Annotated in this window: 11 protein-coding genes; 8 read left to right on the forward strand and 3 right to left on the reverse strand. The window is 67.2% G+C overall.

Annotated elements, in window-relative coordinates:
* From HUV01_RS06680 to HUV01_RS06705, 6 genes are all read left to right on the forward strand, one after another.
* Positions 1 to 732: Mu transposase domain-containing protein (locus HUV01_RS06680; RefSeq protein WP_438827153.1), on the forward strand; the 732-nt coding region annotated here is incomplete at its 5' end.
* A complete protein-coding gene (gene istB, locus HUV01_RS06685; RefSeq protein ID WP_174297524.1) occupies positions 719 to 1,447 on the forward strand; it encodes an IS21-like element helper ATPase IstB in 729 nt (242 codons plus the stop codon). The genes HUV01_RS06680 and istB, both read left to right, overlap by 14 nt.
* Positions 1,448 to 1,915: 468 nt before the next feature.
* Positions 1,916 to 2,596: an ImuA family protein gene (locus tag HUV01_RS06690; RefSeq protein WP_254606431.1), complete on the forward strand. Its 681-nt coding sequence runs from the start codon at positions 1,916 to 1,918 to the stop codon at positions 2,594 to 2,596.
* Positions 2,511 to 4,298, forward strand: coding sequence for a DNA polymerase Y family protein (locus tag HUV01_RS06695; RefSeq protein WP_368040001.1), 1,788 nt, complete (start codon positions 2,511 to 2,513; stop codon positions 4,296 to 4,298). Before HUV01_RS06690 ends, HUV01_RS06695 begins: the two co-directional genes overlap by 86 nt.
* Entirely contained in the window at positions 4,295 to 7,564 is a 3,270-nt protein-coding gene (locus tag HUV01_RS06700; protein WP_174297526.1) for an error-prone DNA polymerase, read from the forward strand. The genes HUV01_RS06695 and HUV01_RS06700 overlap by 4 nt, the downstream gene beginning before the upstream one ends.
* A gap of 3 nt (positions 7,565 to 7,567) precedes the next feature.
* Positions 7,568 to 7,855, forward strand: a complete 288-nt coding sequence (locus HUV01_RS06705; protein ID WP_174297527.1) for a hypothetical protein — start codon at positions 7,568 to 7,570, stop codon at positions 7,853 to 7,855.
* A 95-nt stretch (positions 7,856 to 7,950) separates the two neighbouring features.
* Here the strand turns inward: HUV01_RS06705 and HUV01_RS06710 are convergent, their stop codons facing one another.
* The 3 genes from HUV01_RS06710 to HUV01_RS06720 form a co-directional block, all read right to left on the reverse strand.
* The gene (locus HUV01_RS06710) at positions 7,951 to 8,241 is read right to left on the reverse strand and encodes a DUF1488 family protein (protein ID WP_174297528.1); all 291 of its coding nucleotides are present in this window, start codon (positions 8,239 to 8,241) and stop codon (positions 7,951 to 7,953) included.
* 6 nt (positions 8,242 to 8,247) lie between these two features.
* Positions 8,248 to 8,535, reverse strand: a complete 288-nt coding sequence (locus HUV01_RS06715) for a hypothetical protein (RefSeq protein WP_174297529.1) — start codon at positions 8,533 to 8,535, stop codon at positions 8,248 to 8,250.
* A 102-nt stretch (positions 8,536 to 8,637) separates the two neighbouring features.
* Positions 8,638 to 8,844 carry a hypothetical protein gene (locus tag HUV01_RS06720; protein ID WP_174297530.1) on the reverse strand — a complete coding sequence of 69 codons (207 nt, stop codon included), beginning with the start codon at positions 8,842 to 8,844 and terminating at the stop codon, positions 8,638 to 8,640.
* A 328-nt stretch (positions 8,845 to 9,172) separates the two neighbouring features.
* Between HUV01_RS06720 and HUV01_RS06725 the strand changes: the two genes are divergently transcribed.
* Together HUV01_RS06725 and HUV01_RS06730 are read left to right on the forward strand one after the other, a co-directional pair.
* A complete protein-coding gene (locus HUV01_RS06725; RefSeq protein ID WP_217430937.1) occupies positions 9,173 to 9,457 on the forward strand; it encodes a helix-turn-helix domain-containing protein in 285 nt (94 codons plus the stop codon).
* On the forward strand, positions 9,454 to 10,740 hold the full coding sequence (locus HUV01_RS06730) for a type II toxin-antitoxin system HipA family toxin (RefSeq protein WP_174297532.1): 1,287 nt from the start codon (positions 9,454 to 9,456) through the stop codon (positions 10,738 to 10,740). The genes HUV01_RS06725 and HUV01_RS06730 overlap by 4 nt, the downstream gene beginning before the upstream one ends.
* Positions 10,741 to 10,948: the final 208 nt, after the last annotated feature.

Raw genomic sequence — 10,948 nt, forward strand, 5'->3', positions numbered from 1 at the left:
CGGTTCGCGAGCCTGGAGGAGCTGAACGGCTGGCTGGAGGCCGAGTGCCGGCGCTGGGCGGCGACCCATCCGCATCCCGAGCAGAAGGATATCACCGTCGCCGAAGCGCTGGACGCCGAGCGCCCCTCGCTTCAACCGATGCTGGCTCCGTTCGACGGCTTCCACGAGAGCCAGCATGCGGTGAGCGGCACCTGCCTGATCAGCTTCGACCGCAACCGCTACTCGGTCGCGGCGAGAGCGGTCCGCCGCGCGGTGCAGGTCCGCGCCTATGCCGACCGGATCGTTGTGCGCATGGGGGACGAGGTCGTCGCCGAGCATCCCCGCTTCTTCGGGCGCGACCGGACGATCTACGACCCGTGGCATTACCTGCCGGTGCTGGCGAACAAGCCGGGCGCGTTGAGGAACGGCGCGCCGTTCCAGGGCTGGGACCTGCCGCCCGCACTTGCCCGGTTGCGCCGCAAGCTGGGCAGCGACGATGATGGCGACCGCCGGTTCGTGCGCGTCCTGGCGACCGTGCTGAGCGACGGGCTGGAAGCGGTCGAGGCCGCGACCCGCCAAGCGCTGGATGATGACGCCGCCAGCGATGACGTAATCCTCAACATGCTGGCGCGGCGACGCGAGCCGCCCCCGCCGCTCGCGATCGTCACCCCGGGCGATCTGGCGCTGGCGCATCCCCCGGCCGCCAACTGCGCCCGCTATGACAGCCTGCGAGATATCCGTGCAGCGGCATGAGATGATCGACGCCATGCGCGGGCTTGGCCTCAAGGGCATGGCCGGCGCGTTCGACGAGGCGGTCACTACCGGCGTGCAGCGCCAGCGCACCGCCATGGAGATCCTGACCGACCTGCTGCGCGCGGAAGCCGCGCACCGGCATGCCGCCTCGATCCGCTACCGGATGAGCGCCGCCAAGCTGCCGGTGATCAAGGACCTCGACGCGTTCGTGTTCGAGGGCACTCCGATCAACGAGGGGCTGGTGCGCTCGCTCCATGCCGGGTCGTTCCTCCCGGGCAAGCGCAACATCGTGCTGGTCGGGGGAACGGGCACGGGCAAGACGCATCTTGCGACCGCGATCACCGCCAGCGTCGTTCGCGCGGGTGCCCGTGGCCGCTACTTCAACACCGTCGACCTGGTGACCCGGCTCGAAGAGGAGACGCGCATCGGCAAGGCCGGCGCGCTCGCCGCCCAGCTCGGCCGCCTAGAGCTCGTGGTGCTCGATGAGCTCGGCTATCTGCCGTTCGCCCGCTCAGGCGGGCAGCTGCTGTTCCACTTGGTCAGCAAGCTCTACGAACAGACCTCCGTGATCGTCACCACCAACCTCGCGTTCGGCGAGTGGCCAACCGTGTTCGGCGATCCCAAGATGACCACCGCGCTGCTCGACCGCATCACGCATCACTGCGACATCGTCGAGACCGGCAACGACAGCTGGCGGTTCAAACACCGCAGCTGACCCGCCCCGCGGGCCCCGATCAAAAAACCCTTCGCCCTGCCTGTGCCTCCGGTCGGGCTACGCCCGCCCTCCGCCGCAGGCAGGGCGAACGTGTGCGCTCCCATCGATCAATCCCGCCCGGGTGGGGGGTCCCTGTTCGACGCCGATCGGGGGTCCCCTTTGCACGCCGGTTGACACGCAACGTTGCTCGTTCGACCGCCTGAGCTGGGTTTGCCGGCATCGTTCTCACATCAAGAAGGGTGCGCCGAACTGGCCGCTCACGTGTAACCGCGCGCTCCGCGCAGACGCGTCGGTTTCGTTCCTTAATCCCAAGTTTGGCAGCGGGATCCCTTGACCAATGACGGACGGTGGAGGAACATAAGAAGAACGATTCGAGTCTAGCTTGTCATGCCCGCAGCCCATCAGCCTCTACCGGACACCATCGCGCGGCTTCGCGCGATCGCGACGCCGTTGCCCGATTACCGTACAATGGCGTTCGAGGTGGATGCCCTCGACAGCCGCCTGACGGGAGGCGGCCTGCGGGCAGGAGCACTTCACGAGGTCGCTCCACGGACATGCTCTCTCGCCGATGACGCCGCCGCTACCTTGTTCCTCGCCGGAATTGCCGCACGCGAGGCCCGCCATGCCGGCGGACCGGTTTTGTGGGTGAGCTCTCGCAACGACCTCTACGCGCCTGGGCTGGCGCAGGCCGGGCTTTTGTCGGCCGATGTGATCCATGCCCGACCTTGCGACGATAACGCGCTCCTGGCCGTCGTCGAAGATGCAGTACGCGACGGCACGCCGTCTGCGGTGGTCTGCGAAGCAGGCAAGATCTCGATGGTGGTGTCGCGGCGGCTCCAGCTGGTCGCCGCCGACGCGGACCTGCCCGTCCTGCTGCTGCGGCGCCATCGGCGCCGCGACCAGGATCCGCTCGCCGAACCTTCCGCTGCATGGACGCGGTGGCGGCTCGCCAGCGCGCCGTCGGTACGCCTCGATGTCTCAGGCGTAGGACGCGCGCGGTGGGCAGTGGAGGTGGCGCGGCAACGGGGCGGAGAAGCCTTCTCCCTGATCGTGGAGGGTAGCGATGAGACGGGTCGTCTCGCTGTTCCTGCCGCACTTGGCCGTCGAGCGGCTGAGGCGGCTGGAACGGCCCGCACCGCGGCTGCCTGAGCGGCCAGCCCTTCAGCTCCCTGTCGATGACGACCCGGGTGCCTGTTCGGTCCCACGAAGTCGGGGCTGGCGGCCGGGTGCGCGCTGGGCACAGGCCGAGACGGCGACGCGTGGTGCCGTCGAGCAGCAGATCGCCGCTCTGCCCCGGCATGCGCAACCGCCAATGCGCGAGCTCGGCCGGCGGTCGGAGTCGGCCGACCATCCCTTCAAGCGAGTGGCCGCCGTCGCAAAGGGTGACGCGCCCGGCGGAGCCGTCGCGCAAGCCCAGGCTCCTCTGGCACTCATCGGGAAGGTCGGCAGGCGTGAGGAGATCGTCGCCGCATGCAGTGCGGCGGCGGCGCTCGGCATCCGGGTGGGTATGGCCGCGACGCATGCGAGAGCCTTGGTCTCGGACCTGGATTTCCGTCCCCACGAACCGGCCGGGGACGCGCAGCTGCTCGATCGCCTGGCGCTCCTCGCCGTACGACGCTGGTCGCCGATTGCGGCGGCTACACCGCCCGACGGGCTCTGGATCGATCTCGCCGGGTGCGATCACCTTCATGGTGGCGAGGAGCGCTTTTGCCGGCGGTTGCGCGCCTTCTGCGAGCGAGCAGGATTTACTGCGCGCGTCGCCGTTGCCGATACAGCTGGCGCGGCGCACGCTTTGGCACGCTTCGCCACGACCGAAGTCACCATCGTCCCGCCCGGCGGTACGATCCGGGCGGTTTCTCCACTGCCGATCGCAGCGCTCCGGTTGAGCAGTACCGCGCTCGGCGCCGCGCGCCGCTTCGGGTTCGAAACGGTCGCTGATCTGCTGCCGGTCGCGCGCGGACCGCTGGCACGCAGGTTGGGGCTGCCGGCGATCGTCCGCCTCGATCAGGCGCTCGGTAGTGTCGCCGAGCCTATCACACCCCGCGACGATGCGGCGATGCCGTTGGTCGAGTGCCGGATGCTGGAGCCGATCGGCACCGCGGAGGCGATCGCACAGGTGATGGAGGATTTGCTGGGCGAACTCGCACGCATTCTGCGCGAACGGGGGATCGGGGTTCGGTCATTGCGCCTATGCGGACTGCGGGTGGACGGCACCGAACAGGTGGTGGCGGTCGGCACGTCGCAGCCGACCCGCGAGGTGCCGCACCTGTTGCGGCTGATGAAGCTTCGGATCGAGCGGATCGACCCCGGCATGGGGCTGGAGCAGTTCCGGCTGTTCGCACCGCACACCGAGCCGCTCGACGCCGTCGATCTCGGCGCGGCGCTGGCGGGGGAGACGATCGGGCGTGACCCTGCGCGTCTCGTCGATGTCGTTGCGGGCCGGATCGGGCCGGCAGCAGTGTTTCGGGTGGCACCTGTCGAGAGCCATGTGCCCGAGCGAGCTGTCATCCGCTCCGATCCAGTCGACGTGCCCGGGGCCTGGCCCCGGTGGCAGCGACCGGTGCGGCTGTTCTCGCGGCCGGAACCGCTATCGCGGGTGATCGCGCTGCTTCCCGATCAGCCGCCGCGGCGGTTCGAGTGGCGTGGGCGCATATATCAGGTCGTCGCCGGCGACGGCCCTGAGCGGATCCACGGCGAATGGTGGCGACGCGACGCGGAAATATGGGCGGTCAGGGATTATTACCGTGTCGAGGACGCGGAGGGGGGACGCTACTGGGTGTTCCGCCGGGGCGACGGCGTGGAGAGCGACACCGGTGATCTCACCTGGTGGATGCACGGCGTGTTCGCATGACGGATGCCGTTTATGTCGAGCTGCAACTGCTCACCCATTTTTCGCTGCTGCGTGGAGCGTCCAGCCCGGAGGAGCTTTTCTCCGCCGCGGCGCTGCTCGGCTACACGGCGCTCGGCGTGGGCGATATCGGCACAGTCGCCGGCGTGGTGTGCGCCTGGGAGGCGCAGAAGGCGACAGGCGTCCGTTCGATCGCGGGCACGCGCATCGACCTCTCGTGCGGGCGTCGCCTGATCCTGTATCCGACCGATCGACCAGCCTGGTCGCGGATCACCCGCCTCCTCACGGTCGGAAAGCGGCGGGCAGGGAAGGGCGGATGCCTTCTTCACTGGCATGATCTCGCGCCATGGTCCGAAGGCATCATCGCGATCCTCCTGCCGCACGAGGCGGACGAGGAAAATCTCGCGGCGCTCGCCGACCTGAAGCGGGTCTATGGCCGCCGCGCCTATATGGCGCTGTTCCAGCGCCGCCGCCCGGATGATGCGGTCCGCATCGACGCGCTGGCGCAGCAGGCGGGAGGCTCGGGCATCCGCGCCGTGGCGACGGGCGACGTCCTCTACCACGCGCCGGAGGCCCGGCTGCTCCAGGACGTGGTGACTGCGGTACGCGAGAAGTGCACCGTCGACGAGCTGGGCTACCGGCGCGAGGTCAACGCCGATCGGGCGCTGAAGCCGCCAGAGGAGATGGTCCGTCGCTTCCGCGATTATCCTGACGCCCTGCGCGCCAGCGTCGATATCGCCCAGGCCTGCACCTTTGACCTGGGCGAGCTTGCCTATCAGTATCCGCACGAGCGCGTAATCGAGGGGCTGAGCGCCCAGCAGGCGCTCGAGCAGATGGCGAACGAGGCGGCAGCGACCATGTTCGAGGGCGCTGTCCCGCAAGCCTATCGCGACCAGATCGCCCACGAACTGCGGCTGATCGGCGAGTTGGGTTACGCGCCATATTTTCTGACCGTCCACGCGATCGTGCGCGAGGCGCGTCGACGCGGCATCCTCTGCCAAGGTCGCGGCTCGGCCGCGAACAGCTGCGTCTGCTTCGTGCTCGCCATCACCAGCATCGACCCGATCAAGCACGAGCTGCTCTTCGAGCGCTTCGTCAGCGGCGAGCGTCGCGAACCGCCCGATATCGACGTCGACTTCGAACATGAGCGTCGCGAAGAGATCATCCAGTGGATCTACGAGACCTACGGCCGTGATCGCTCGGCGTTGACCGCCGTCGTCACCCGCTACCGGGCTCGCGGCGCCGTCCGCGACGTCGGCAAGGCGCTTGGCTTGCCCGAGGATCTGACGTCGTCGCTCGCCGGCCTGGTGTGGGGCTGGTCAGCCGAGGGCGTGGGCGAAAAACAGGTCGAGGAGCTGAACCTCGATATCGCCGACCGCCGGCTGCGCCTCACGCTCGATCTCGCCCGCAAGCTGATCGGCGTGCCGCGCCATATGTCGCAGCATCCCGGCGGGTTCGTCCTCACCCACGATCGCCTCGATGACCTGGTCCCGATCGAGCCCGCGGCGATGGAGGATCGCCAAATCATCGAGTGGGACAAGGACGACATCGATGCGCTGAAGTTCATGAAGGTTGATGTGCTCGGGCTCGGAATGCTGGGCTGCATGAACCGGGCCTTCAACCTGCTCGAGGAGGTCAAGGGCGTGTCGGTGGGACTGGCCGACCTGCAGGATGACGATCCGGCCGTGTACGCGATGATCCAGAAGGCCGACACGCTCGGCACCTTCCAGATCGAGAGCCGCGCGCAGATGTCGATGCTGCCGCGCATGAAGCCGCGGCGCTTCTACGACCTCGTCATCCAGGTCGCCATCGTGCGACCGGGCCCGATCCAGGGCGACATGGTGCATCCCTACCTGCGCCGGCGCGAAGGGCTGGAGAAACCGGAATATCCCCGTCCCGAGTTGCGCGCCGTGCTGGAAAAGACACTGGGCGTGCCGCTCTTCCAGGAGCAGGCGATGAAGGTGGCGATCGTCGGGGCAGGCTTTACCCCCGCCGAGGCGGACCAGCTGCGCCGCGCGATGGCGACCTTCAAGTTTACCGGCGGCGTGTCGCACTTCTCGGAGAAACTGGTCGAAGGCATGGTCGCGCGCGGCTACCCGCGCGAGTTCGCCGAGCGCACATTCCGACAGCTCGAAGGCTTCGGCTCCTACGGCTTCCCTGAGAGCCACGCCGCGAGCTTCGCGAAGATCGCCTACGCGTCTGCCTGGATGAAGCACCATCATCCCGACGTGTTCTGCGCCGCGCTGATGAACGCTCAGCCCATGGGCTTCTACGCGCCCGCACAGATCGTTCGCGACGCGCGTGAGCATGGCGTCGACGTCCGGCCGCCCTGCATCAACGCCAGCCGCTGGGACTGCACGCTGGAGCCGACCAGTGGCCGCTTCTTGGCCGTGCGGCTCGGTTTTCGCCAAGTCCGCGGCCTGTCCAACGCCGATGGGGCTGCCATCGTCGGCGCGCGCAGCACCTGCGCCTTCGAGTCCGTGGAAGATGTTTGGCGGCGATCAGGGGTTCAACGCGCCGCGATCGAGAAGCTCGCCGATGCCGACGCTTTCCACGCCTTCGGCGCGGATCGCCGGCAGGGCCTGTGGAAGGTGAGGGGGCTCGGCGAAGCGCCGTTACCGCTGTTCGCTGCGGCTGACCGCATGGAGGAGGCGATCAGCGCCGAAGGCACCGAGCCCGATGTCGTGCTGCGACCACTGACCGATGGACGCGAGGTGATCGAGGATTACCGCTCCCTGCAGCTCTCCCTCCGTGCTCACCCGCTGACCTTCGTGCGTGATGACCTGACCCGGCGGGGCGTCACTCGCTGCGCCGATCTCCCCGGCATCCGCGACGGCCGCCACATCGAGGTCGCCGGTATCATCCTTGTCCGCCAGAAGCCCGGCTCGGCCAAGGGCGTCCTGTTCATCACCATCGAGGACGAGACGGGGATCGCCAACGGCATCCTCTGGCCCGACCGTTTCGAGGCGCAGAGGCGCACCGTCATGTCGGCCTCGATGATCGGTATGAAGGGCAGGGTGCAGAAGGAAGGCGAGGTCATCCATGTCATCTGCGATCGGATCATCGACCATGGCGACCTGCTGCACCGGGTCGGGGACATGTCGTTCCCCCATCGCACGGGGCGCGGCGATGCGGGCCAGCATCCAGGTTCTCCCGACCGCGGCGACAAGGGTTGGAGCCCGGAGCCGCGGAATTGCTACTGGCCGCCTCACGCCGACGGGATGGACCCCGAGGAGGTCGTGCGGTTCAAGTCGCACGATTTTCGTTGAGCGATGGCGAAGCTTGCTCGCCATCAGCGCGTGGTCATCGCATTATCGGTCCATATCCTTCGCAGCGGCGTGGCTCGTTGCTCGGACGCGCGCGTAGACGGTGTGGAGGTTCGTCTCGCCCTTCGGTGCCTGTTACCGCATTGCCCGGAGCGTTGGCCGCTCGAGCTTTACTGGGATGCGGCACGCCAGGAGAATGAGATCGGCAGGGCGCAGGGCGTGACCGCTGCGTTCAATGGCATTGTTCGTCAGCTACGCCGCGCAGGCCGGTATCAGGACGTGCTGGATCAGTGAGATGAGAGCCGCCCGCATCGTCGGCCGAGAACCTCGCGCCGATGCCCTCGAATGCCCTGGATCCAACCGGCTGACGCTGCCGTGCTGCAGGGGCTTCAGCCTTCCACGTCCGCCGCCGTTAGCAGGATCGGCGGCTCCCCGCCGAGCCGCTTGACGAACTCGCGCTGTGCGATGCGGTGAATGTCACTCTCGAACTCGATGAAAACCTCTAGGGCAGTTTCGCGGTCGAGCGTATCGCGATTGGGATCGAGAAGCTGCGTCAGGGCCTCGGTGGTGATGAGGAACTCGACGAGCCCCAAGTTGGTGGTGCCGGTGAAGCCGACGCTCCCGCGTTCGGCAACCCAGTACCAGTCCCCCATTTCGAAACGGACGCTGGGAGCGGCCATGGCAGCTTACTCCTCGGTCGGGCTGGAAGCGGGCAGGTGGTCGGCCAGAGCTGCGATGCCTTCACCGGTGAATGTCGTGTTGGAGGCGCCGTCGATCTGCACGGGATGCTCCACCGTCAGGATGGCCGCAGCTTGATGCTCAGGGTCCAGCTTGCTCCAATCGCGAACTGCCCGCTCGAGGTTGGTGACTTCAGCGACATCGTTGTCGCCGCGGGGGACGTTCTCGAGCGACGCGCTTGTCCGCCAGTTGATCTCGGGGGTCTTGGCGCTTTCACCCCAGGTCGCTTCCGTCATGATCGTTTACCTTTTCGCGTCTGGTTCTCGGGACTGCGGCGGTGGTGGATGTAGCTTGGTAGAACGCGTCTCTGCCAGTCCGGAGCCCGCAGGGCTTGGGCGTCAAAGACCGCGAGGGGCGACAGCGATAATATCGAGCTTTCGAAGGGCACGCGCCATGCGTTTGGCCTCGAGCAGCCCTATGCCGTTCGCGCGAAAGGCGCCGGCGAGTTGTCGCTCGGTCAATGGCGACGATACCTCGTCAAGGACGGCGAGCGCTGCTGCGCGCACCTCAGGGGGTGCAGCCTTCAGGGCATCCAGGGCTGTCATTCTGCCTTGTAAAGGTTGCTCGGTCTGATCGGCACATCAGCGACATAGCCTCGCACCGCGCGACTTGCACGTACCGCGCTCTGGCGCCGGCGACCTGAAGGCTAAGCCGCCGCCAATGACGCTCTGCGAAAGATTGCCGTATCTGTCGTTGTCGCCCAGCGAGGCATGTGCGACCGGCGCTGGCGGCATTAGACGTCAAGATCGGTCCATCTCGACTGCTCAATTAAGGTCGTGTATAGCATACCGTATGGCCCGCATGGGCGTTTATATGAGATGCTAGATGCGGTCGACCGTCGCTGATACCCTTCCGCCTCGCGTGAGGCGCAGCTTGGCGAAGCTCGGCGCCGATATTGCGCTGGCGCGCAAGAAGCGCAGCCTCACGGTCGTCATGATGGCCGAACGGATCGGTGTGGCCAAGAGCACGTATCTGAAGCTGGAGAAAGGCGATCCGACCGTCGCGCTCGGCACATACGCCATGGCCTTCTTCGTTCTGGGATTCGGCGAGAGCCTCGGAGAGATCCTCGACGCCAAGAAGGACGAGCAGGGTCTGTTGCTCGACGTCGAGCGCATGCCGCAGCGGGTCCGCAGACCCAAACCGCCGGTCTCGCTGTGAAGCGGACGATCGGCATCCAGATCGGCGACGAAGCCCGTAGCGTCGGATCCCTGCACTACAATCAGCAGGGGAGCCGCGAGAGCGCGGGCTTCGAATACGATCCCGTCTGGCTCGCCGACCCGGACCGCTTCGCCCTTGAGCCTGGGCTGCCGCTCGTTGCCGGCCCACAGTTCCACCGCAAGATTGGTACCGGCTCTGTCTTCCATGCCGCGATCGCTGACACCGAGCCGGACGGCTGGGGAAAGCGCGTCATCCAGCGCGACCATGCCAAGCGACGGCAGGACGCCCGCCGCCGCGGCGACGACATAGACGCACGCGCTCTGAACGGCCTCGATTTTCTGCTGGCGGTCGATGACGTCAGCCGGGTTGGTGCGCTGCGTCTTGTTGATGAGCAGGGGCTTGCCCAGCGGGCGACCGAGGATGGCCGCCGCACGACGCCGCCTTTGATCGAACTAGGCCACCTCCTCGCCGCCAGTCGCGCGATCGAGACGAACACCGAGACCGCAGCGGACCTGGCCTATCTGCGCGGCCGCGGCACATCGCTCGGCGGACTGCGCCCCAAATGCACCGTCGTCGACGACGAGGGGCGTTTGTCGATCGGCAAGTTTCCGAGCGTTGCCGACGAACGCTCGGTCACGCGAGGGGAGGTGCTGGCGATGCGGCTCGCCCGACGCGCCGGCATCGACGCGGCCGATGCTCGGCTGATCGAGAGCGACGGGGACGCGATCGCGCTGATCCGGCGGTTCGATCGACCCGCAGGGGGCGGGCGGCTCATGTACGTGTCGGCCGCGACGATGATCGGTGCGGAGCCTGGCGACGCGCAAGAGCATGCCTATACCGAGATCGTTGATGCGCTTCGTGTGAACGGAAGCGCTCCGACCGCCGACATCGAGGAGCTATGGCGCAGGATCGCCTTTTCGATCCTGATCACCAACGTCGACGATCACCTGATGAACCACGGGTTCCTCCACGTGGACCGCGGCCTGTGGCGGCTAGCGCCAGCCTTCGACATCAATCCGTTCCCGGAGCGGCTGCGCGAGCTCAAGACCTGGGTCTCGGAAGAGGCCGGGCCGGAGGCGACCATCGAGGCCCTGATGTCAGTCTTGCCGTACTTCCGCATCACCCCGCCACGGGCGAAGGAGATGCTGGCGCAGATCGAGCAGGCTGTCGCAAGTTGGCAGGACGAGGGACGTGCGCTCGGCATGACCGCCGCCGACCTCGGCAGCTATGCCGATGCTTTCGAGCACGGCGAACGCGCCGCTGCCCGAGCGGCACTGGCGTAAAGTTGCGCTCGACGCCCCGAACTGCAGCCAGCAGAGAGATCCGATGCTACGCCTGATCCACACCGCCGACTGGCAGCTCGGCAAGCCGTACGGCCGGTTCGACAGCGATGTTCGCGCTGCCTTGACGGAGGCGCTGTTGATTCCCGCTGAGAGCTGACCCGGGGAGTGCCAAGTTTCCGCTGAGAAGTGACCCATGTTTTGACCTTTT

This window comes from Sphingomonas bacterium, from assembly GCF_903643035.1.
Classification (GTDB): Bacteria; Pseudomonadota; Alphaproteobacteria; order Sphingomonadales; family Sphingomonadaceae; genus Sphingomonas.

Coding starts and splice junctions, on each gene's coding strand:
- HUV01_RS06710 (WP_174297528.1), bottom strand. CDS start 8,241: ATGGCCGCTCCCAGCGTCCGTTTCGAAATGGGGGACTGGTACTGGGTT.
- HUV01_RS06695 (WP_368040001.1), top strand. CDS start 2,511: ATGAGACGGGTCGTCTCGCTGTTCCTGCCGCACTTGGCCGTCGAGCGG.
- HUV01_RS06705 (WP_174297527.1), top strand. CDS start 7,568: ATGGCGAAGCTTGCTCGCCATCAGCGCGTGGTCATCGCATTATCGGTC.
- HUV01_RS06720 (WP_174297530.1), bottom strand. CDS start 8,844: ATGACAGCCCTGGATGCCCTGAAGGCTGCACCCCCTGAGGTGCGCGCA.
- HUV01_RS06715 (WP_174297529.1), bottom strand. CDS start 8,535: ATGACGGAAGCGACCTGGGGTGAAAGCGCCAAGACCCCCGAGATCAAC.
- HUV01_RS06690 (WP_254606431.1), top strand. CDS start 1,916: ATGGCGTTCGAGGTGGATGCCCTCGACAGCCGCCTGACGGGAGGCGGC.
- HUV01_RS06700 (WP_174297526.1), top strand. CDS start 4,295: ATGACGGATGCCGTTTATGTCGAGCTGCAACTGCTCACCCATTTTTCG.